Consider the following 23531-nt stretch of genomic DNA (forward strand, 5'->3'; position numbering starts at 1 on the left):
TTATTCAGTTCATAGCGCGAATCTGACCGCTGATCTGATCCACGAGGAGCCGCTCAGGTGCAGTCCAACCGTTGCCCGAAGTGATCGCTCTTCTCCTTCGGAAGGGAAACTTTCGTGACAATTCTCCACGAGGAGTAGAATGCTTTTGAGCCCCAAAAATGCGCGATGAATCGAAAGACGAAGGTGTGACCCCCATTACCATGGTTCCCCAGGAATCCGCCGTCTCCGGGGCGTGCCCGCGCCGGTGAACGGGGATCGTTAGGCGGACGGAGAACTCGGGTATGGAGATCACTGACCTCAGCAGACAATCTGAGACTATTCTCGAGCAGGCCGCAGTGCTGCTGGTCGAGGGGTTCATCGAGCCGCGAGGGTGGCCCACGCTCGAATTGGCGCGCGAGGAGGTCGCGTCGGTACTCCGCACGGGCTTCGCACGCGCTGCGCTGGATGGGGGCACTCTGCTGGGCTGGATCGGCGGCCTGCCCGAGTACGCTGGGCGCGTGTGGGAGTTGCATCCGATGGTCGTTCGACGTGAGTACCGCCGCCGAGGAATCGGACGCGCGCTGGCAGAGGCATTCGAGATCGAAGCCTGCAGCCGCGGCGCGTTCACTGCAACACTCGGTACCGATGACGATGCAGGGATGACGTCTCTGGCGGACATCGATCTGTACGACGATGTCCCGCGGCATATCGCGGAACTCCGGGACCTCGGACGCGATCACCCCTTCCTGTTCTATCGAAGACTGGGTTACGTCGTCACGGGAGTCATGCCCGATGCGAATGGCCGTGGACGGCCCGATATTTACATGTCGAAGCGACTTCGGACGGGCGGCTGATGTCTCGGTACGACGGAGTGACCGTATGAAAGTTGGGTAGACCCCAGTTTTCGCAATTTTCGACACGCTCGAGCGGACTGCGGCCTCGCTTTCTGCTACTCTATTTTCACTGCCGCTGGGTCGGCCGCAGCCGCTCAGCGCGAACGGTTAAGCAGGATCATGGAACCAGAGATATCAGCCGATGAGGCGTTGAGAAAATCGAGAGCCGATCGCCGTGCTCATGCTAAGCGGATGCGGGAGCGCGCATCGCGGGTGGCGACGATCTTCGGAATCAGCGATAGGTTTCGCGCAGACTGGGTGCGCCATAACGCCAATCATCTCGCCGTCTGCTCGTGCTGGATGTGCGGCCACACGCGACAGAATTTCGGACCACCGATTAGCGAAGTTCGTCGGATCATGGCTGCGGAGAGCACCAATCCGACATCCCGCTAACAGGTCGAGCGGACCAGCGCACGTTCGACCTTACTCAACTTTGAAACGCTGGTGGGCGTGCGTTGGCCGCTCACCCTCAGCCGTTAGACCGCTGTCCAAATACGAATGGGGACTTTAAGGGGCGACGAATGAGACGGAGTCTGGGATTTGGGCTTCTCGTACTCTGCTTCGCTTGCGCGCCAGCAGTTGAGCGTGCGCTGGCAGAGATTAGCGCGGTCGAGGCCGCTGCGTCGGAGTTTGTCGGTTACGCGCACGCGTTCGATTATCCAGCCATGCGGGCTAATGCAACGCCCGACTTTGAAATCCTCATTTTCGGTCAACGAATGGGGATGGACGAGTTCGAGGCTCTCCTTCGTGGATTGGAAGAGAGACGGGGGGACAACCGCTAAACGACTACAACTTGGAGAATTTCAATACCAAGATCGTGGGTGACGTAGCGTACACAACCTGGGCGTCTCCGAATTGGCTGGAATCCGCCATCTTCGTTCGAGTCGACGACCGGTGGCTCATGGATCGGGCTGCATCCATACCAAAAGCGGATAAGAGCGCACGATGACGACCCGGCGGCACCGCCGAAGAAGCCCATCAGTGCAGGAGTCAACGCGGTGAAAAGAAGATGCATTACGACGTAGTAATCGTGGGTGCGCGCTGTGCCGGCGCTGCTCTTGCCACCTTCTTGGCGCGATCAGGAGTGCGCGTTCTGGTGGTGGATCGCAATCCACTTCCATCCGACCAGGTCCTCTCGACCCATACGATTCACCCTCCTGGCGTGGACATCCTTGATGACCTTGGGGTCGGTCAACCTGTTCGTTCAGTCACGCCCAAGAGTTTCATCGTCGGGAAGAGGGTCACACCTTCGTTATTCGGTTCAGTCGTGCGAATCTGACCGCCGAGGTGATACACGAGGAGTCGGTCCAGATGCAGGATCGTCGCTTGTTGCTCATGCGCACGGGAAGAGGGTCACACCTTCGTTATTCGGTTCAGTCGTGTCCACCGGAAGTTGGGGTCACAGCCAGAAAATCAACTTAACTGCGATCGGATCATTTCTAGGGTGGCATAGGGTCACACCTTGCTGATCGAGGATCGATCAGTTCGAGGCAGTGGTGGTACTGTGGCGCTCGTAGATCTCCCTTAGAGCTACGGTCTGCTCCTCCAGCCGCTTTGCCAGCGATGCGTACCGCGGATGCTTTCTGACCTCGAGCAGATTGGAATCATTCTGAAAGGTCCAGAGGGATGGAAATCCATCACGGGCTGCCCGCTCGAGCCAGTCGATAGCTGCCTCCTGGTCTCCGAGCAGTGAATAGGTGGAGCCGATGAGGTAGGCGATGTGGTGAAAGTGGCCGAGACGTTCTTCGCGATCCCGCAGGGCCGCCTGGACAAGACCCAGAGCTTCTTCTCTTTCTCCTCGCTTCGCCGCGAGGAGCGCACGGACCACTGCGGGATAGCCGCTCTGGTTCGACGGCAGCTCGCGCAGAAGCTCTTCAGCCTCGTCAATGCGGCCGGCGCAGGCCAGAGCCTCAGCTCGTGACGCAGACGGCAAGGGGGATAAAGCTTCCACGGCGGCTTCGCACTCTCCGCGCCAGAGCTTGATATGCGCGTGCCGCGATGCCCACTTGGGTTTACTCGGATCGAGATCACGCGCGAGCTCGATCTCGCGCTCGGCCTCATCCATGAGCCCGACGTGAGCCAGGATGATGGCAGCCATCGCGTGACCCTCCGATGACCCTGGGTCGAGAGCGATCGCGCGCTGGGCATCCACGAGGGCTTCGCGGTGAGGAAACCCTCGGACGGGGGTCCAGAGCAGCGTCGAACGCGCCACATAAGCATCCGAAAGCTTCTGGTCGATCGAGAGTGCTTTCTCGATCGCGAAAAATGCCCTTTCTTCCCATTCAGGTGTCGGCTCCCTGTAGAAAAAACGGGCACTGTATGAGCGGGCGAGTGCTGCCCATGCTTTGGCATGATCCGGCTTTCGACGGACGACCTCTTCCAGTGCAGCGATGGTCCGTAGATCCTCTCCGCCATGTTTTTCACTCAGATACCGGCTGCGGATGTACAGATCCTCGACCGACTCGATCCGGGTCTCGGTCGGTCCGGCGTCGCGATGCGTGAGCCATGCGCCGGTGCCAGCCGCCGCGAGCAGAAGGACCAGGGCCGGTGCCATCCAGCGCCGATTCCTCAGCTTTCGGCTGATCGCAGGCGCTCCAGCCGCAATGGCCCTTCCCGACGAACTGTCGCGGAGGAGTCGCTGAAGCTGAGCGCGCAGCTCGGACGCACTCTGGACTCTCAGCTCCACCCGCTTCTCGAGGGCGGCCAGAATCGTCTGCTCGAGCTCGCGGGGAACTTCGCGGTTCAGCTCGGAAGGGGAAACCGGCTCGCGGTTGAGGATTCCGTCGAAGATCGAGGCGTGAGTGGCTCCCTCGAATGGACGCTGACCCGTCGCCATCTCGTAGAGAACTGCTCCCAGCGAAAAGATGTCGGAGCGAGCGTCCACCGCTTCCCCTCGCGCCTGTTCCGGCGACATGTAGGCGGTCGTGCCGAGCGTCGTTCCGGGGATGGTGAGCTCGTCCCTCCGGATCTGCGTGGAAAGGTCATCGCCGGGACGAGAGGTGAGATGCGGCTTCGGCTCGAGCCGCGCCAGTCCGAAATCGAGAAGCTTCGCGTCGCCCCGGGAAGTGACGAAGATGTTCGCCGGCTTCACGTCGCGGTGGATGATGCCCGCGGAGTGCGCAGCATGAAGCGCGTCGGCGATCTGAGTTCCCAGAACGAGCACCCGCTCGACCGGCAGCGGCTTACCGGAGATCAGGTGCCTCAGCGTCTGACCTTCGAGCTTCTCCATCACGAGGAACGGTCGCCCTTCGTGCTCACCGATGTCGTGAATCGTGCAGATGTGCGGATGATTCAGAGCTGACGCAGTCTCCGCTTCTCTCTTGAACCGCTGCGTCGCGGCGGCATCATAGCCGGCGTCCTCCACCAGAAACTTCAGTGCGACTTTCCGGTGAAGGCGCTGGTCTTCGGCTTCGTACACCACTCCCATGCCGCCGGCTCCGAGCTGGCTCACCACGCGGTAATGCGAGACGATCTCGCCGATCATGTACCGGTCATTCTAGTGCAGGGGTTTCGACATCCCGGCCCGCCCTCCGTTCAAATTTCACCTTCACGCCGGTGTGCCGCCACCGGATCTCGGTGGTCGACTCAGCCTCCGGGAGTGGTCAGCCGCCACAGACGCCGAGATTGTTGCGGTGGTGGTGCATGCGTCTGCCAGACGGACCGGGACAGATACACCGAGCTCGTACCGATGCCGGAGGATCCCAGCGGTGATTCGTGGGGCCGGTTGCTCGAGCGCCGGCCGGATCTCTGCCTCGGAGGAAGCGCGCCTGTGACGTCTGGCGAATCCGGACTATTCGGCAGGTGGCAACGGAACAGAAGCGTGATCGATCAGGTACACCCACCTCCCATCCCGTATTGCCTTCACGTCGGTGTGGCGCCCGATGATCTCGGTGGTCGAGCCATCGGGTCCGGGAACGGTGAGCCGCCATTTTCCATAGCCGATGACCACGTCGCCCGCAGGCATCTGGTGCGACTCGAACAGCTCGATCTTCGCTCCCGGCAAGGCAGCGAGTAATCCGGCGTTGGATCGCCTGATGGCTTCGATTCCTCGCGCTTCGAGTTCTCCGGCAGGGAAGAGGACGGCCTCGGGGCTGTTCCAGTTCAGGTTCGACAATGCATCCGCATCCCCTCGATTGAACGCCTCGACGAACGCGCGATCGAGAGCTCGGGCTGCGGCAATCATCTCTTCGGGATCATCCTGCGGGACGGATGCGCATCCCGACGCGAATCCGAGGGAGGCGGCAAGGAACAGGTATACGATGGCATGCTTCATACGTCACTCCTCAATGTAGAAAACGGGTCAGTCTCGCAACTGGCCGCGGGTCGAGCTCAACAAACTTCACCGGTCATGTTCCACTTCGGGAAGGATACTCCCGGCCGGTCGGCCAGTCTACGCCCGAAACGGCGGTCGGTACGAGATCTTCGAAGCGGCGATCACAAGCTACCACCTCCAGACCGGACGCGCGAGCAGTCGCGACGATGATTCGATCAGCCGGATCACCGTGGAATGACTCCCGAAGTCGGTCGAGACTCACCGGTACGAGCCGCGCGACGATACGACTACGAGCCGCGCGACGACACGACCGTGACGCTCCGCGTCGATGGACGTCTGCGCCCGCTCGATGTTTCTCATGACTTCGATCAATCGCGTCTTCAGGTCAGTGACTGAAATGGTCATCTGCGTTTATGAACTGGCAATCCCCCGCATATTTCTCCCCGCTCCTGACGATCGTCGGCTCACCTCTGCAGAGGATGCTGCCATCGCACCTGAGGGAATCGGTTGAAATCGGCGTCCGTGGTGACGAGCGTGCAGCCATGTTCGATGGCCACCGCGGCGTGCTGAGCGTCGGCGGCAAGCTTGCCTGTGGCTCCACTCTGCCGGCAGAGTCGCTCGAAGATCTGCATGTGTTTCGGGCCGGGAGCCACCACTCGGGCCTGCGGACGCATCACGAGCTCACCGATGAAAGCGAAGGCCTCCTCCAGAGTGGAGGGTCTGACAAAAATCCGCGGATTGGTCACGATGCGGACCACCCCTCCCAGAGCCAGAACGGAGAGTGCGAAGGGCGCCTGTCCGGTCGCCAGCTCCCGGAGCCACGACGCGAATGCGGGATGCTCGGGCGTCGAGTCTTCCCGGTGAGCATAGATCAGGACGTTGACGTCCGGCAGCAGCACGCCTCAACCCTTCTCGCGCCAGCGGTCCTCGTCGTCCGCTACCTCGAGCTGGCGAGGGCGGTCCAGATCGGCTCCTGGTCGCGTTCCCGATCCACCGACGGTCACCAGCCGAAAGGGTCTTTCCTCCTCGGGTTTCTGACGTTTCAGAGCATCGTCCAGGATCGCCGCGATGTAGGCACTGACGCTCGTCCCGGCCTCGGCGGCCCTCGCCCTGACGGCCTCCGCCAAACGGTCTTCGAGGGAAATTGTGGTTCTCATATGCACAGCATAACATTATTACATCACTGCATAATTTCGGCGGAGCGGAGGGGTCAAAACAACTGCCATTAAGACGGTAGAAGTTGGTGCGCTCCGAGGTCCGGATTGCTAACTGTCCGTCAATCCATGGGTATCGGGGGCGTATCTGTCACCGGGGGAGATGCCGGGACGATTTCGTCCACGATTTTTCCCGTCTCGTCCAGGAATGAAAGGCTGGCCCTGCCGTCAGGTTCGACCTGGAGCACCATGCGGCGCCTGCCTTTGCCGTCCATGAGCGCGAGCGTGGATATCCCGTCGGCACCTCGACCGAGCCACGCTCGTCTGTATACCTCCGATCCGGTCGGGCTATCCGTCACCGACACTCCGGCGAATCGATTTTCGTGATCCTCCACACCGATGAGTTGGACGACCTGATTGGCTTCATATCGGTCGAAGGAGAGGCTGCCGCCGGAGTCAATGATCCGGCCCTGCTCGTCCCGCCGCCCGCCAAAGATCAGCCCGCCGATCTCCGACGACTCATCGTTGAGAAAGATCATGCCCGCCTGAGATCGTTCGAACGGCCGCTCTTCCCCTCTGACGATGATTCCGGGGAGCCGTTCATGGTTCGAGATCACCATCCGCAATGTTCCGTCGGGCTCAACGATGTTGATGCGCTGAACGGTCAGTTCCTCCATGGGAGCATCCGACGGTGTCAGCCCGCTGACGAGAAAAGATGCCAGAAGGAGAGTCAGAGTCATTGAATAGATCATCAGAGCTCGTTGCCTTGGTCCGTTCATCACATTCCCTCAAGGTTTTAGGTTCGAGTGCCCGGTCTTCGTTTTTCCTTGTCGATTGTAGATGTTCGTGTGAAAAGGGCGGAGAGTTCTACGAAGGGGTAGGTCGCGAACGGACCGGGGTTTAGGGTTCACCCATTGGGCGCACACCTTCACGACGGGTCGGTATAGGGTATAGGGGGTCGCACCTTCGTTATTCGGTTCCAGTCGCGCGCGAATCTGACCTGGCGAAAGTAGATCGCAAAGTTGGGGTCAAACCTTGAAACTCAACTTAACGCTGGTGTGACGAGGCTGCCAGCCGATCCGGCCTCGCCGCTACTTCACGGCGTCGAGCTCGAGCCACTTCATTCGCATCCGCTCGAGCATCGCCTCGAACCGCGGATCGGCGCGAACCCGATCGAAGAACCAGTCATGCTCAGCAATGTAGGGGTACGCCGCGTAGCCGCGTCCGATCGCGATATCCATCCACTTCACCGCTCGCTCCGCATCACCCAGCAACCCGAACGCCTCGGCGACCCACGAGGCGTACTGCATGTCATGACTCGCGGTGGCCGCTACCGCATCCGTGAACATCTCATCGAAGCGCTCGCGGTCGCCCTCGGCGCCGAAGCGCCACATCGCCGAGATCCGGGTGAACGGATCCTCCGGCGCCCGATGCAACAATTCCTCGGAGACTGCCGCTGCCTCGTCGAATCGACGGGCGAACATCAGAAGCTGGATCCGATAGGCCGTCTCGAACGGCACTCTCTCGTCGAGGTTGCGGAAGCCCTCCAGCGCCTCATCGAACTTCCCTTCCATGTTCGCGAGAATCATCGGCATCCACCTGCTCAAATAGCCCATGGGGTCGAGCGAGCGGAGCCGCGCGATCAGCGGACGTGCCCTGTGATTGCGACCCGTAAGAACGAACAGCGCAGTCAGTATCCCGAGCGAGTCCACGTCGTTCGGCTCCTTTTCGAGCGCAGCGCTGAGGAGTCTCGAGGCGGTGGCTGGATCGCCACGTGAGAGCGCCACCAGTCCGCGAAGCGCGGTCGCCCGCGGAGAGCCGGGCTCGAGCTGCTCGATTCTGTCCGCCAGCTCGGCGGCGCCACCGAGCTGCGCGGGATCGGGCCTCACGCCGGCGTTGAAGTATTGCCAGTGAATGATTCCTTTTGTCGCGAACAGCAGCGCGTTCTCGCCCGCCAGCTCCAGCGCGCGGTCGATCTCCGACATGGCCGCGTCCAGCGTCTCTCCGCTGAAGTTGAACATGTTCTTTCGCGCGCGGAGATAGCATTCGTATGCCCGTATGTTCTCGATGGGACGCTCGCGAATCTTCCCGCTCTCTTCGGGGGTCAGCTTCAGACGGAGCTCCGCAGCGATCCCGCGAGCCACATTCTCCTGAATGTCGAAAATCTGATCCATCGTGCCGTCGAACTTCTCGGCCCAGAGCGTTACGTCGTTGCCAGCATCGAGAAGCTGCACGGTCACTCGCAGTCTCTCGCCGGCGCGGCGAACGCTTCCGGTCACGAGATACTCGACACCGAGAGCCGTTGCCACGGAAGGAGCGGGCTCGCTGGTTCCCCTGAACTGCGCCGCCGATGCGCGCGAGATCACTCGCAGCGACGCGATCTTCGACAGATCCGTGATGATCTCCTCGGCGACTCCCTCACCGAGGTAGTCGCTGTCCTTCGACGGGCTGAGATCGTCGAATGGAATGACGGCGATCGACTTGCCTCCGGCTCGAGGCGTGAGCAATCGCCCAGATGAAGGTTCGCGCAAGGCGTGAGAGAGGTCGGCGGCCACATCCCTCATCGACTGGTAGCGCCTCTCGCGGTCGCGCTCGAGGCAGCGGCCGACGATGGACTGCAGCTCGCCGTCCGTGGCCCTATCCAGTGGCTCCAGTGCTTCGTGAAGAATGCAGCCGAATGAATAGATGTCGGCGCGGTGGTCGACCTCGAGCCCCTGAGCCTGCTCGGGCGCCATGTATCCCACGGTTCCGACCACCAGTCCCGGCTCCGACTTCATCGACCGGATCGCGGTCGCGCCGTCTTCCCCCGTGGTGCCGGCCGCCACGTTGCGCTCGATCAGCTTGGCGAGCCCGAAGTCGAGAACTTTGGCGTAGCCGTCCGCGGAGATCATCACGTTGTCCGGTTTGAGATCGCGGTGAATGATCCCTGCCGCGTGCGCCTTCGCGAGCGCTTCGGCGACCTGACGCAGCCACTCGACCAGGGGCGCGCGATCGCGAATTCGAGTGAGTTTGTTGCGCAGCGTCTCTCCGTCGACGAGCTCCATCGCGAGGTACCAGGTACCGGATTCGGAGCCGATGTCATAGATGTGGAGGATGTGTGGATGATTGAGCGCCGACGCCGCCCTGGCTTCCCGCTCGAACCGGGGAATCGCATCGGGGCGGGAGAGCAGCGCGGGCGAAAGAACTTTCACGGCGACGTCGCGATCGAGACGTCGATCGCGCGCGAGGTACACCTGGCCCATGCCGCCGCTACCGAGGAGCGAGACGATCTCATAGGGACCGAGCTTCGAGCCGGCTTCGAGGATTCGGTGACTATTCACTGGCGGTCAGGCTGGCGGTCAGCAGGGTCGGGCGCGCGGGCCTGCCGCCAGCCCTTCGCGAAAGGCGGGTCAACACTGGTTTATGGTACAGGCTTTCTCTTTCCCTCTGGTTGCCGATGAGACCCACGCGTGGATAGCGAACGAAGGTGTGACAACTACCCATGAAATCCGAGCTCGGTTGATAGAATCGCGGCATGCGGAAATCCCTGATCGTGGTCGCCGCATTCAGCCTCGCATTGCCGGCGATCTCCTCGAAGGCGATCGAGATCGGGCCGTTCGAGATTCACGACAGCTTCTGGGTGAGTCTCCATCAAACGCTGCTCGCGGAGGCGGGCGGGTACGATGACCTCGATCTGTCCGTGCTGTCGCAGCCGGAGGCCGTCGCGTGGGACGCTGCGGTCAAGGCGTATCGGGATGCCGTGGATAGGGGGAGCCCACATTGGGCGCCTCCGATGATGGTAACGAGCGATGCGCTCACGCAGGTTGCCGATGACGCCACGATCCTCGGGGTCGACCCTCCGATGGCGGACGCGCTGAAGTCGGTGGCAGACATCTATCGGAAGCGCTGGTGGGACGCTCACTCGAAGGCCAATGCGTTCTTCATCTCCCTGGTGTCGGGGATGCTCGAGGAGAGCGCTGCGGAGCTCATTGCTGCGCACGAATCGGTCTACGGTGAAACGTGGCCCGAGCGGGTCCGAGTGTACGTGGCTCCCTATGGAGGCGCGCTGGGGGCCTACACCATGGAGGGGAAGCTGGGCGGCTGGATTGCGACGGTGTCGAGTCTCGATCGTGGCCACCATGGTCTGGAAGCGCTCGAAATCATCTTTCACGAATCGTCGCATTCCATCGTGCATCCACGATTCGGAACGGTATCCGAGGCGCTCCGAAAGGCGGCAGGGGAAGGGAACGAGCCGCCACGGGATCTGTGGCACGCGATTCTTTTCGCGACGACGAGCGAGCTCGTCCGCAGGTACCTCGGGGAGCGGGGCATCGAGTACACGCCGTTCGCGGAGGATCTGCTGACGCGAGCCTGGCCGCAATACCGCGAACCGATCGAGACGCACTGGTACCCGTATCTCGACGGTGAGGGAACGCTGGAGTCCGCGATCGCGAACGTCGTCGCGGCCGTCGGGGAGTGAGCTCGTAAAGGAATCGATAAAGAACGTCCTGGCGAGCACTCTCTCGCCATGATTGCTTCCAGACAACTGACGGCGCTGATCGAACGGGATGGCGACGGTTATGTGTCGCTGTGCTCCGTTCGAGTACGGACGCCGTACCTGTCGACGCGCGCGTCCTACCGCGCCCGACCTCCGAACCTTTCCGGGATCGTCATGTCGAGATTGTCGACGAGGAAGGTCAACCGGTCGGCGAATTCTTCGATCGCCTTCGACGTCGGTTTCCCTCCGCCGTGTCCCGCCCGCGTTTCGATGCGGATCAGAACCGGGTCCCCACCCGCATGCGCCTCCTGCAACCGCGCCGCGAACTTGAAGCTGTGGCTTGGGACGACACGATCGTCGGTGTCCGCGGTCGTGACCAGCGTCGCCGGATAATCAATTCCTTCGCGCAGGTTGTGATACGGCGAGTACGCATGGAGTGCCGCGAACTCTTCCGGATCATCGGTTCAGTCGTGCGAATCTGCCACCGGGGTGATCCACGGGAATTGACACGGAATCCGTGCGCACCGGTCGCGGTGGGTTGGCTTCGGTCCGGCTCATGAATTCGCCCAGGATGGCGGGGAGCCGGAAGTCTCCGCGCGACCGCGATCCGTCCAGTCAAAATACCTCAGTCGGCGCTCCGCGCGCCCCGCCAGCAGAACCTACGGGTGTTGGACCGCCGAGCTCTGCCTGTGAGGAACCGGGCCGTGCTATTCTGCCCCCTCGCTCCGAGCAAAATCCACATTTCTTCACCACCGAGGGTAGGAAAACGTCCCGCTCGCCCACTGAGGTAGGTGAAAGCGACAGGAAGTTTTCGCAGCGACAGGGTACCGGAGGGTCTCGTGCGTCATTCATCGTTCATGACGGTCGTCATGACAGCAGCAGCTCTCGCCATCGCGGTTTCCGCATCGGCCGGGGAGGCAGCGCTGTTTCCCGAGCCGCTTCACCTGACACGCTCCATCACCGATCCGATCTCCGGAACGACTCATCGGATCGACGAGTACTACGGCGGCAACCGCGTCATCGTCATCAGGGGCGATCGGACGACGATCACCGACTACGCCACGCAGTTGATCATCGAGATCGACCGCCGCGCCGGAACGTTCAGCCGGACGTCGTTCGAGGCGATAGCTCGCGCACGCGAAGACCTCGGACCAATCGCGAGGGAGGTTAAGGTCGGGCGCAACGACTCATCCGGCGAGCTTCGCCCCGTGCGAGCGGCTCCGCGGAACGTTGCAAATCGAATGGCCGAGACGTGGGTCGTGGAAATGCCTGCCGGTCGATTCAGCGGGCTGACTCGGGTCGAGGTTAGCATCGATCGTTCGATTCGAATCAGCGCGGCGGCGGCGGAAGTGATGGCCGGAGCGCGCTTTCCGAATCGAGGCGGCGTGATCTCGGACGTCGTGATGGATGTTTCATCACCGGCAGAGAGCGATCGGCGCTCGCACGCCCTTTCCGTCGAGCAGATCGTCACATGGTCGATCGATGGTGAGGAGCTCCGGCTCGTCACCCGAGTCGACCGGATCGATTCGGAGCTGCCGTCCGCCGAGCTCGTTGCGATTCCGGAAGGCGCAAGGGAGATCGAGGGAGATCTGGTGGCGATGCAGAGGATGCATCGCGAGCTCGATTCGCTTCCGGGCGTGGAGAACAGGCGTTGACCCCAGCCTCGCGCGGCCTTCGGTCACGAGGGCTCGGACTTCTGCTCATCATGCTGAGCAGCGTTCCTCTCTTCGCCGGCTCGCTCGCCTCCGATAGGCTGACGATTCTCGGCGCATCACTCGAAGTCGAGACGACCGCGGCGACAGCTGGAATCGGATTGCCGACGTCGATCCAGACGATCTTTTCCGGCCAGAAGAACGAGCTCGCGCCGGTCGTTCCCGATCTGGTTGCGGTAGGAGAGCTCACCGGGCCCGGACTCGACGAGCCGGTGCGGATGACGACCGCACCAGGGCATGCGTTCCAGATCCCGGGGCTCCCGGCAGAGGGCGTTTACACGCTGCAGAACATCCGGTTGCTGCGTGCGGGAGAGTTCGTGCAGTACGCCTCTCCGCCGGTCGCCACCATCACGGTCGCGGACGTCTTCCAGACCTCCCTCAAAGTCCGCCGTCTGACGCCGGAGGAGATGCGTGCCCGCGGCATCATGCTCGACGCCACCAACTACGAAGTCTATGAGTACACCTTCCAGTTCGTGGTGAATGGAGAGGTCATCGAAGTCCCGTATCCGGTGATCATTGACACGCGAACGCGCGAGATCATCATTCCGGACGAGGAGAAAAAGTACGTTTTGCCGGTACCGGAACAGACGAAAGTTCCTCGATGGGATCCTCCGCGGGTCTACGAAAAAGAGCTCGTCCCGAAAAACGTCGAGGACCTTCCCCCGGCTCCGCAATCGCCGAACGAGCTCGACCCGCGACCGGCGCGACCGAGCATTCCCGCCGCGATCGTCATTCCGAACGAGTTCGCGGTACTCCATCAGTTTTTCAGTGTGATCGTCGCGGTCTCGAACGGAGCGCCGAATGGAAGTAACGTCGTTCTCGATTCGGTCACCGCACATCTCGCTACCGAGCCGGGATTGCGACTGAAGCAGACCGAGCCGGCCGTATCGTTCGGTTCCGCCGTACCGATCGTCGATGCGGAAAATGGTGTCACCTTCCTCGTCGCACAGGCGAGCGGCGAGGCGGAGTACATCCTCGAGGCGCTCGACTCCGGGCTTCATGCGATCGACGTGGAGATCAACGCCACGTACCAGGTGCCGGGTCAGGCGGACATTCCGCTCCGTGCCGAGCAACGCGCGTCGATCATGGTGCACGATCCGCGCTTCAACATCACGTTCTCGCATCCCGACACGATTCGCGACGGGATCGAATATTCGACGCACACCTTCGTGACCAACATGAGCCCGTCGCCACAGACGATCCGGCTCTCGACTGGTATCCCGATCTGTCCCGCCACACTCGGCAACGTCTGCCAACCGGTCGGCTCTCCCGAGTATCACGAGCGGACACTCGATGCGGGAGCAACCGGGATCATCGAGTACCGGCTCGTTCCCTCGATCACAGGCCACGTCTTTGCGACCGCAGGATCGGTCAGCGATGATTCGATCAGCGCTGCGGTCGAGCTGTCGATGGGTGTCAGCGCGACCGGGCTGCCGCTCTCACCCGCGACGCTGATCATGCCGTGGTACGCGCGGTACGTCGACTCGACGGTCGTCGACGACTATCGCCGATTTCTCGGTTTGGGATACGGCCTCGCGACGGCCCCGCTCAACAATGCAACCGCGAAGTTTCCGCGGGTGACGCGCGGCGACATCTTTCGTCGTGCGGTCGACATCGCAGGCGCCGGACATCAGTCGTTCATCGGCGAGAACGAGCTCGACGCACTTGCCGGTCTTTCGCTCGACATGCTCGGAAACCAGATCCCGCTGGCGGAGTACGACGAGCTGCGCCGGCAGGAAGCGACGGCGGCAACCGCCGCGGCTACGCTCACCGGAAGGATCGCGACAGCCGCCGTAGCCGAAGGTCTCGATCATGCCGCGCTCGTACGTCGTTACGCGGAATCGACGCTGTGGCGCCAGTCTCATCTGCTCGCAATCGGTTACGCGACCGCCGGTACGACTGAACCCTTCTCCCTTGCGGTCGAGGGCCGGGAAAGTGGCGGCATTGCCTCCGGTACGAATCTCGAGGAGACGACCACGCGGACTCTGCCCTTTGCCGACATCAACGCGATCGATCTGCAGAATGGACAGTACGCGGAGATGGCTCAGTCAGGAATGTGGGCGGAAGACTACGACGTCGTCGTGACCCCGCACGTCACCGGGTTCGTCGATCTGGAGATCGTATATCCCGATGCAGCCGGAGAGGCTCTCCTCGCACGTTTTACAGTGAGCGGGACTGCGGGAGAGCCGATCAGGATCACAGTAATAGCAGGATCTTCGTTACTCGAGGCGCGCGATTCGAGTGGCGTAATCGTGGCGACCGCGATCAGCGAAAAAGTTAGCGCCCCGGCTCTCGACATTCTCGGCGTGCGTCAGGACCTTCACAAGGATCAGGGTGGTCATAAAGTATCGGTTCTCTTCAATCGTCCGGTCGGCGTCGCCGATGGGGTCGACCTCCTCGGTCTCTTCAGCGGCTCAGTCTCATTGCAGACGACCGGGATCGACTACAACGGAGAACGCCCGATATCAGCGGCCGCGATCCAGGAAGGGAGCCGGATCGTCGACCTCACATTCGACCATTCGCTCCATGTAAATGCGTCCTATACGCTCGAGACCGGGGGCTTCATCGATCCGATTCTCGGAGGAGAGCCGCTGTTCGCACCGGCGCCGATCGCGATCGACAATGATCGCCCCGCCGCGATCATCTTCGGGCAGGTACTGGCGGGGAGTGGCGAGCCGATCCCGGGAAGCCAGGTTCGTCTGAATACGAAGGACGGGGTCCAGTACGACACGGCGCGAGATCCCGATGCAGCGTTCCTGTTCGAGTACGTCCCGAAAGACATCGACGCGGGATATGACGGTTCGTTCGGTCTGCGCGCGGTCACCCCTGAAAAGAAAGGAACGAGCTTCGATGGTGCTGTCCGCCTGCCGGGTCGAGTGACGATCGTCAACCTCACGTTCCTCGGGCGCGGATCTGCACAGGGTTACGTTCGTTACGACGACGGCAGTGCGGTCCCGGGTGCCGCGATCACGATCGGCAGCACGATGTTCGATCAGTTCCGCTCCACAACGGCCGACCAGAACGGGTTCTATTCGGTGGTCGATCTCCCGGTCGGCCCGCTCACGTTCACCGCTCGTGACGATGACGGAAACGTCACGCACGCCGCTCGCGAGCTGACGGCGCCGGGAGAGGTGCTCGAGCAGAACCTCGAGATCTTCCGGCAGCCTTTCCCCGAGACCGGCACGGTCAGAGGGGTCATCCTGCGCTCTGACGACCTCACCCCGGTCGCCGGGGCGCGCGTCGGGGTCTATACGCAGGGCTTCGGCCTCGTAGACGGTTACACGGGAACAGATGGGCGATTCTCTTTCGAGGACGTTCCCTCCGGGTTCATCACGGTACTCGCCTCGGAGTGGTCGATCTCGCGTCAGAGCATTGGGGTGGACTTTGATCTTGCTCCGGGAGAGACACGAGACGTCGAGCTGATTCTGCAAATCGCAGACACAGAACTGGCCTCCAGGGTCGAGGGAATCGTCTATCGCGAAGATCTCGAGCACCTCGGAGACGCCTCCTTCTACCAGCCCGTTGCGAGTGCCCTCGTGCAGATCGAGGGAATGCAGGTCGTCACGGCCGACGCGAACGGCCGCTTCGCCTACGACGCGGTGCCGACGAGTCTGGGTGGCCGAACCGTATCGGCGTGGGATCCCGTCACGCAAAGGATTGGGAAGACGCTCGTTCCGACTCTGACGTCGGGCGAGACGAGCTCCGTCTCGATCCTCGTTCCCGCGGTGCAGAGTGAAGGGCGGGGGACTCTCCGGATCCGTCTCCTCGACGCGTGGAACCAGCCCGTTTCGGGCTATCGCGTCATAGAGCCCGGTTTCCCGCCACTCGTCCTGGACCCGGCTGTCGCCGGCGAGCCGGGCGTGTACGAGATCCCCGACGCGAAACTGAATCGCCGCTACGACATCTGGGCAGTTCCTCCTCGGACGTGGAACACGAACGATCCCGCCGATGCCGGACCGTACGGTGATCAGTTCGTGAAGGGTTCCGCGACACTCGAGTTCGACGGGCAGATCCTGACGAAGGTCCTTCGCCTGCCGGGCGAGGGAACCGTCGACGTCTCTCTGAAAGCGGACATCGACCTCATTGGTGACGTCGAAATGCGCTATCAGGCATGGGATGAGGCCTCTCAGTCGACCAGGACGAAGTACAGGAGCGCCTCGACCGAAGTAAATGGTCTCGCGGGCGCGGCGAGATTCGAGAAGGTGCCCGCATCGATTGGCTACAGCGTCTCGAGCCTCCATCCGACGTACGGTTATGCGGCTGCGAGTGGAAGGCTCGAGTACCAGAACGACAGCCGCGCGCATCAGCTCCAGCTCTCGACTCTCTCTTCGGTCGAGGGTTACGTCTACGCCATAGACGGCATCACTCCGATCGCCGGGGCCACCGTTCGTCTCTCCGACGGCCGTACCGATCAGGGCTCGCAGATCACCGCGCCGGACGGAAGTTTCCGCTTCGATGCGGTGGGTCCGGGAACGAGCTTCATCGTGATGGCTGAGCACACGCAGAACGGAACTTACCGTGTCGGTCGTGCGAACGGTTCGACTCCATCCAATGGTGGTCCCGTCTCCGGCGTGAGCATCGTAATGAAACGACAGGGGCAGGTTGAAGGTCGTGTCGTATACGAGGCGTACAAAGTCTTCGATCCTCTGGATTCCTCAAACAATGTTCCGGACGACACACCGGAAGACCTGAGTGACAACGCTCCCGTTCCGCTCGCGAAGTTCCATCTGCGCGAGCTCAGTTATCCCTTCAGAACATTCGGCAGCTCGAGTGCTCCGCTCACCACGGACGAGGCGGGAGCCTTCTACATCGGAAATCTCTTCGAAGGTGGCCTGCGTGTGTCTGGCTGGGATTCGGGGAATCAGGAGCTCCGCGGTGACTGGTCTGGCGTGATCACGACCGAGGGAGAGAAGCTTCGTCCGATCATTGCGATCGGAGACGGCGGGGTCGGCGAAGTCTCCGTAGAAGTCGTCGACCCGAACGATCTTTACGCGCCGGTGGCAAACGTCGAGGTGACTCTGCGTATCGGATCGAGCTCGACCGGTCGTGCGTTCGACGTCGGGACGACGAATGGAGCGGGTGAGGTGATCGTCTCGCAGGTCCCCGAGGGGATCTACAACGTGACCGCATATTCGAAAGCGCTCGGTCGATTCGGAGAGAGCGGAGCATTCGAGGTGGTCGCGTTCGGCATCGCAACCCCGCGCGTGCAACTCGAGTTCAGCGGGATCGTGCGCGGCGACGTGGTCGATCCGGAAGCGTCGTACGCAGCGGTCGGCGGCGCTGGGGTGACACTTCGGGCGGACAACTACTCGTCACTCGCGAGCACCGACTCGACCGGGCGGTTCGAGTTCAACGGTGTTCGGGAAGGTACCGTCAAGCTCTCGACGAAGGACACGGACTCGAACCGCCGTGCGAGCGCGACACGAACGGTGTCGAAGGAGAGTCCCGAAGTCGAGGTACGGCTCGAGCTGGAGCAGACGCGCTCCCTTTTCGTCGAGGCGTATCTGCCGGCGGACGACGGGTCGAGCTCCGGTCAGCTCGTGCCTTCAGTCGAGGTCACGGTCACGCAGCGGGGAGGCGATTACCATCGCACGCTGCAGGGGAATCCACTCGAGTTTCCGGGGATGTTCCTCGACGAGCCATACAGTGTCGTGCTGACGGAGCTCGGAGGAGAACAGAGGAAGGAGAAGCGAACCGCGTCTTTCCCGACAGGCGACGAGACCAGTCCTCTGCAGATCGTCCTCGATGCTTACGGCGACGTGGAGACGACCGTCATCCGTAGCGGTATGCCAGCGGAGGGCGTTCAGGTGAAGGCGGGAAGCAAAGTCACCTACACCGATTCGAACGGGCTGGCGACTCTCCGCGATTTCCTCCTCGGTCAGACGATCTCGGTACAGGCAACTTCACTCGACGGTCAGTTCAGCGCTGCCGCTTCGACGGTCGTGACGAGCCAGACGATCCCGGCGCGAGTCACTCTCGAGCTCGGCGACTATGCGGCGATCAGCGGATACGTCGAAGCGGAAGCAGGTGGGCCGAGCGTCGGAACACGAGTTGTCGGATCGTGGTCGGGCGGATCGATCGAGTCGAGAACCGGTTCCGATGGCCGCTTCACGCTCGTCGGGATTCCGGCGACGAGCGGCGGTCTGAGTGTCGCACTCGCGTACATCGGTCCCGACGATACGACGATCGGGGCCCGTCAGACGGTGATCGTCACGACCTCCAGCACGTCGTCGAATCCTCTGGAGGTCGCCGCGGTGAAGCTCGATGCAACACCGCCGGCGATCATCAGTATTTATCCGCAGGACGGCGCGCAGAACGTCTCCCCCGACTCTCGAATGAAGGTCGTCTTCAGTGAGGCGCTCGATCCGTCGCGGATCAACAGCTCGCACTTCGATTTGCGTCGTGTCAATGGAGGCTCGGTCGGAACGACGATCAGCTCTTATCTCACGCCATCGGGTGAGTTCGTCGTCGAGATCGCACCGAACCCGGTCAGCGGGCAACCCTTCCCGCTGGCGAGCAACACGCTCTACACGCTGGTCGTCAGCGAGAGTGTCGCCGATCTCGCGGGACTCACACTCGGATCGACCTGGGCCGTGATCTTCCGCACGACCGATTACACCGAGCCGCGAGTCCTCGAGGTTCTTCCCGATCCGGCGCAGCCGGTCTACGCATCGACGACCTTCGAGGTTCGTTTCAGCGAGCCGGTCGATGCGGAAGCTTTCTCGGCGACTGGCTCGATCACGCTGCAGAAGATCGATCAGCCGGGCGATGCCGGAGCGGTCGTGGCGACGATACCGGGAACCGGCTTCCTCAACCCGGAAGCGACGTCCCTCTTCTTCGGACCCTCGGTCGAGCTCGAGCCGGAGTCGTTCTACCGGCTGAGCTTCTCCGGTATCGCAGACGAGGACGGTAACGCGCTCGCACCTCAGACGATCCATTTCTACAGCTGGGATGCGACGCCGCCATACGTCACTCTGGCGTCTCCGAACGGCACGGATCCTCTCGTGGCGGGCGTGCAGTATCTCCTCACGCCGGAGATTCGCAACGGGTCGGCGACTGGTGAGCTCTCGACCGACATCGAGCGCGTCGACTGGTATCGAGTCGACTCCGACACTCCGGTCTACCAGATCAGCGCTTCCGCGTCGCCCTACTCCTACACGTTCGTGGCACCGGCGAACGTGTCGACGATGAAGGTTCGTGCGATCGCGTTCGACTTCTCCGGCAATGAGAGCAATACCGCCGATCTGGAGCTGCAGGTGATCGCCAATGCGGCGCCCGCAAACGTCGCGGTCGCACTGACGCCCCAGACGGAAAGCTACGCAAATCGGCCAGTGGATGCAGCAGTCTCGTTTGATGACGAGGGACTTCTGGTCTCGGTCAACCTGGACGTCACTGGTACGCGAACAGACGGAACCGCGTGGACCGAGACGTTCACGAGCGAAGTGAAACGGGCCTCGACCTCCGATGCCTGGACGACCGCGAGCTTCCCGGTCGTGCTGCCGGGCGATCTACAGGAAAGCTCGTCGGTCAGTTTCACCGCTACCGTCACCGATTCCACCGGACAGGCTTCGAATGCGAGCTCTCAACTGGCGATTCTCGACGATGCTCTCGCGCCACTGGTCTACACGCTCCTTCCCGCCGCGGAGACTCGCTACGCTCACGGCGATACGTTCGAGATCGAGGCGACCGTCAGTGATGCGGAGACGGGAGTGCGCGCGGTGATCTTCCGCTGGGATGGGAACGAGCGGGAAGTTCTCGCGGACTCCGCCTCGGCGGGTTCCGATTCGGGGACGCTGATTTTCCGGTCGGGCTCGATCACTGTCCCGGTTCGTAACGCTGACACGCGGGTGGTGATCTCGGCTACGGCGGAGGATCATGGCGGCAACTCCGAAACCGCGAGTCACGAGATCATCTGGACAGGTGTCAACGACCCGACCGTACCGAGCGCTTCCTGGAGCTGTCCGGTCGATCGCGCGGTCGTCCCGGCGGGTCTGTCGATGCCGCTCACCCTGAGAGTGTTCGCGACTGACGACATCGAATTGACCTCGGTCGACTTCGAGGTGGCCGGGCAGGGAACGTTCGCGGCAACCCGGGTGGGAACGAGCGATCTCTTCGAGGCGACTCCGACGATCGTGATGCCTGCGAGCGGCGAGACACTGAGCGTGACGGCTCTCGTCAACGATGCGGATCCCACGCATCTGGTCGAGCTCCCGATCACCCTCGAGGCGGTGACGGTCGACCAGGAGATCTCGGGTGTGGTCGCGGTCTCACCGACGAACGCTGCTTCCTTCGGAAATCAGACGCTGCTCGTCAGAGGCCCTGGTTCGGAGCTGGTACTGACGGCGCCACTCTCTCTCGCGAACCTGATCGTCCTCGAGGGGGGAAGCGTCCGTACGACCGTAGTTCCGGTGACGCCCGCTCCGGGTGCTGACCACCGGGTCGATCTCACGATCGCTGGATCGCTCTACGTCGATTGCTCTTCGTCGATCGACGTCAGCGAGCAGGGTTACCTGGCAGGGTGGGGCGTCGACGCGACCGGAGCTCGTAATGAGGACCGGCGCGGAAGAACTGCTGGCAACACGACCGAAGGCGGCTCGACCGCGTCAGCTTCTCACGGCGGATATGGCTCGATTGCAGACGAGGTCGCGACAAATGAAACGTATGGCAGCATCACCCAGCCGCTCCTGCCGGGCGCCGGTGGAGCAGGCCGCGAGACGTGCTGCACCGCCGGTGGAGCAGGTGGTGGAGCGATCGCTCTCGATGTGTCGGGTGTAGCTGCTCTCTCCGGAGCCATTCGTGCCGACGGTGGCACGGGTACGGGACGGTGGAGCGCCGGAGCCGGCGGAAGCATCTCGCTTCACTCTTCCGCAATCGTTTTCGGTCACGAAGCTTTGATCTCGGCGAGTGGTGGTGATGACGAAGGCGCCGATCGAGCCGTCAGAGGTGCGGGTGGCGGACGGATCGCGGTAATCGCAACGACCAGATACGATCTGCCCTCGTCGCTCGACTCTCGCGTTTCGCCTCTCGTATCGGCTCACGGTGGCCGCAACGGTGGTAGTGCGGAGGGGACCAGCCGGATGGACGGTGGTGCAGGAACGGTCTGGCTGCAGCTGCCGGGAGCCACGAACGGTGAGCTGCTCGTCTCCTCGTTCGATCCCCGTCATCCGTCCTCCGCTCATTCGACGCGGCCGACGTCGATCGCCGAACCGCTGATCGTCGACAGGCTGACCGTGGGGCCGCGTGCACTCGTTCGAGTCGATTCGACGATCACTGCTGCTCAGCAGGCGATCGACCCCTCAGCGATCGTGCTCGACCCGTCGGCGTATCCGACCGGCTCGATCACGACTCTCCCGGCGGATGGCTCGTCGATCATCCAGGACTCTGCCGTGGCGATGACCTGGAGTGCCGCGTCCCAGGCGGGTATCACCCGAGCGGCGATTCTCTGGTCACTCGCCGACGGAACGCTCGTCGACTGGACGACGAGCTGGCCAATCGAGGTCGTCGATCGCGGCTATTCGCTCGCCGTACCATTCGATGCGACGGTTGGGCCGGCGACTCTGCAGGTCCGTTTCGTCGATCGCGCCGAGCGCGTGCTCGAGTCCGCCGTACATACTTATGATGTCGTCGAGAATACGGCGCCGGTGATCAGCGCGGTGACCGTCGATCCTTCGACGCTCGCCATCTATCCCGGCAACCCTGTGAGCGTGACGGTCGGCGCCGTCGATGACGTCGCGGTCGCGTCGATTACGCTGACGAGCACTCTCGAGGGAGCCACGGACACCTGGACGCGGATGCCCGGCACTGCGACCGCTTCCGAGATCTTCTCGATCCCCATTCCGCCGACGGCGACTTCCGGCTCGGTACTGACGATCGACATAGAAGTGAGTGATGCGTACCCGAATCGTGCGGCGACGACCGACTCGGTCGCGGTCTCGATTCTGGAGGACACGAATCCGCCGGCCGTACAGATTCTCGAGCCGACTGAGAATCAGCAGTTCCTCGAGTCGAGCACCGGAGGGGTTCCGGTCCGGGCGAGCGTGACCGATGCCGAAGTCGGTGTCATCGAGGTGACGGCGACGGTCGAGACCAACACGGTTGTACTCAGCCGTGTCGGAACGACCGACGAGTTCACCGGAACGGTGCCGTTCCCGCCCGTCAGTGGCGAGACCCCGGTTCCGTTCGACGTGGTGGTGGTTGCAAACGATTACGCGGGTAACGCCGGGTCAGCCGTGCAGCCGATACTGATCGAGCCGTTCAACAGTCCCGACGCGCCGGTTCTGACCTGGACGTGCGGAGGCGCTGGTGCGATGTATCCGGCAGGATTCCAGGCGACTCTGAAGCTGCACATACTCGGCAATGCGACCGGTGACACTCTGAACGGCGTCGAGACCGCCGAGCTCCGATACACCGATCCGGCGACCGGTGTCGAGACGATCGTTCCGATGACGACGGCAGGCGCTGACATCTGGGAGGGCCCGATCACGGTACCTTCGCTTCCGGATGGTCAGACGTTCGAACTCCGGGCAATCGCGACCAACGTCGCCGGGCTTTCCAACGACACGATCACGACGATTACCGTCGTGCAGCCTGACCTAACGATCACGAACGATGTCACGATCGGTGACGGCGATAATACCTACGAAAATCAAACTATCGCGGTAACGTCAGGAACTCTGGCACTGAATGGGGGTCACACGTTCGGTCGTCTCTTCGTTTACGAAGGGGCTTCACTAAGCGTTCAACCGGGGTCGGTCATCGCTGTATCGGATGTCATGTTTTCATCCTGCAACTCCATCGTGACTGTGGATGGCGTGCTGAATCCGAAGTCGGCTGCGGTTGGTGGAAAGGTGACGCACACGGCTGGCTTGGAATCGGGCCTCGAACTTAATGTCACCGGCATACTCGAGATTCGACCAGGTGGATCGATCGACGTGAGCGGGAAAGGGTACGCGCCGGACCAGACGCACCCGAGCGAGAGTGTGCAGGCTGGCTATGATCGAGGTGGAAGTCACATGGGTCGAGGAGGCGGCCGTTACAGTGATC

The 23531-nt window shown here is 62.3% G+C and carries 12 protein-coding genes and 1 pseudogene; 6 read left to right on the forward strand and 7 right to left on the reverse strand.

Annotated elements, in window-relative coordinates; genetic code table 11:
• Window positions 1-281: 281 nt before the first annotated feature.
• Window positions 282-833, forward strand: a complete 552-nt coding sequence (locus KY459_13330) for a GNAT family N-acetyltransferase (protein ID MBW3565697.1) — start codon at window positions 282-284, stop codon at window positions 831-833.
• A gap of 1048 nt (window positions 834-1881) precedes the next feature.
• Window positions 1882-2151 (forward strand): FAD-dependent monooxygenase, encoded by a 270-nt coding sequence (locus KY459_13335; protein ID MBW3565698.1) that lies wholly within the window; start codon window positions 1882-1884, stop codon window positions 2149-2151.
• A 201-nt stretch (window positions 2152-2352) separates the two neighbouring features.
• Here KY459_13335 and KY459_13340 read toward each other — a convergent pair whose 3' ends face one another.
• The gene (locus tag KY459_13340) at window positions 2353-4356 is read right to left on the reverse strand and encodes a protein kinase (GenBank protein ID MBW3565699.1); all 2004 of its coding nucleotides are present in this window, start codon (window positions 4354-4356) and stop codon (window positions 2353-2355) included.
• 306 nt (window positions 4357-4662) lie between these two features.
• Complete coding sequence (locus KY459_13345; protein ID MBW3565700.1) at window positions 4663-5145, reverse strand: nuclear transport factor 2 family protein; 483 nt, start codon at window positions 5143-5145, stop codon at window positions 4663-4665.
• 234 nt (window positions 5146-5379) lie between these two features.
• Here KY459_13345 and KY459_13350 point away from each other — a divergent pair, with 234 nt between their 5' ends.
• Window positions 5380-5541, forward strand: a complete 162-nt coding sequence (locus KY459_13350; protein MBW3565701.1) for a hypothetical protein — start codon at window positions 5380-5382, stop codon at window positions 5539-5541.
• A 68-nt stretch (window positions 5542-5609) separates the two neighbouring features.
• On the opposite strand, the gene KY459_13355 is transcribed toward KY459_13350, so the two are convergent.
• The 4 genes from KY459_13355 to KY459_13370 all read right to left on the reverse strand — a co-directional run bounded on the left by KY459_13355 (window position 5610) and on the right by KY459_13370 (window position 9619).
• Window positions 5610-6044 carry a type II toxin-antitoxin system VapC family toxin gene (locus KY459_13355; protein ID MBW3565702.1) on the reverse strand — a complete coding sequence of 145 codons (435 nt, stop codon included), beginning with the start codon at window positions 6042-6044 and terminating at the stop codon, window positions 5610-5612.
• Between the two features lie 3 nt (window positions 6045-6047).
• On the reverse strand, window positions 6048-6302 hold the full coding sequence (locus KY459_13360; GenBank protein MBW3565703.1) for a ribbon-helix-helix protein, CopG family: 255 nt from the start codon (window positions 6300-6302) through the stop codon (window positions 6048-6050).
• A gap of 119 nt (window positions 6303-6421) precedes the next feature.
• Window positions 6422-7078: a hypothetical protein gene (locus KY459_13365; GenBank protein ID MBW3565704.1), complete on the reverse strand. Its 657-nt coding sequence runs from the start codon at window positions 7076-7078 to the stop codon at window positions 6422-6424.
• A gap of 312 nt (window positions 7079-7390) precedes the next feature.
• Window positions 7391-9619, reverse strand: coding sequence for a protein kinase (locus tag KY459_13370; protein ID MBW3565705.1), 2229 nt, complete (start codon window positions 9617-9619; stop codon window positions 7391-7393).
• A gap of 194 nt (window positions 9620-9813) precedes the next feature.
• On the opposite strand from KY459_13370, the gene KY459_13375 reads away from it, so the two are divergent.
• On the forward strand, window positions 9814-10758 hold the full coding sequence (locus KY459_13375; protein ID MBW3565706.1) for a hypothetical protein: 945 nt from the start codon (window positions 9814-9816) through the stop codon (window positions 10756-10758).
• A 155-nt stretch (window positions 10759-10913) separates the two neighbouring features.
• Here the strand turns inward: KY459_13375 and KY459_13380 are convergent.
• A pseudogene (locus tag KY459_13380) lies at window positions 10914-11237 on the reverse strand (prolyl oligopeptidase family serine peptidase).
• A gap of 378 nt (window positions 11238-11615) precedes the next feature.
• Between KY459_13380 and KY459_13385 the strand changes: the two are divergent.
• Window positions 11616-12431, forward strand: a complete 816-nt coding sequence (locus KY459_13385; protein ID MBW3565707.1) for a hypothetical protein — start codon at window positions 11616-11618, stop codon at window positions 12429-12431.
• Window positions 12428-23531: Ig-like domain-containing protein (locus tag KY459_13390; protein MBW3565708.1), on the forward strand; the 11104-nt coding region annotated here is incomplete at its 3' end. The genes KY459_13385 and KY459_13390, both read left to right, overlap by 4 nt.

Source organism: Acidobacteriota bacterium (assembly GCA_019347945.1).
In the GTDB taxonomy this organism is placed as follows: Bacteria; Acidobacteriota; Thermoanaerobaculia; order Gp7-AA8; family JAHWKK01; genus JAHWKK01.

Excerpts from the sequence above, each read along its gene's own strand:
- KY459_13375 (MBW3565706.1), top strand. The coding sequence starts at position 9,814 with ATGCGGAAATCCCTGATCGTGGTCGCCGCATTCAGCCTCGCATTGCCG.
- KY459_13365 (MBW3565704.1), bottom strand. The coding sequence starts at position 7,078 with ATGAACGGACCAAGGCAACGAGCTCTGATGATCTATTCAATGACTCTG.
- KY459_13340 (MBW3565699.1), bottom strand. The coding sequence starts at position 4,356 with ATGATCGGCGAGATCGTCTCGCATTACCGCGTGGTGAGCCAGCTCGGA.
- KY459_13345 (MBW3565700.1), bottom strand. The coding sequence starts at position 5,145 with ATGAAGCATGCCATCGTATACCTGTTCCTTGCCGCCTCCCTCGGATTC.
- KY459_13350 (MBW3565701.1), top strand. The coding sequence starts at position 5,380 with ATGACTCCCGAAGTCGGTCGAGACTCACCGGTACGAGCCGCGCGACGA.
- KY459_13335 (MBW3565698.1), top strand. The coding sequence starts at position 1,882 with ATGCATTACGACGTAGTAATCGTGGGTGCGCGCTGTGCCGGCGCTGCT.
- KY459_13360 (MBW3565703.1), bottom strand. The coding sequence starts at position 6,302 with ATGAGAACCACAATTTCCCTCGAAGACCGTTTGGCGGAGGCCGTCAGG.
- KY459_13330 (MBW3565697.1), top strand. The coding sequence starts at position 282 with ATGGAGATCACTGACCTCAGCAGACAATCTGAGACTATTCTCGAGCAG.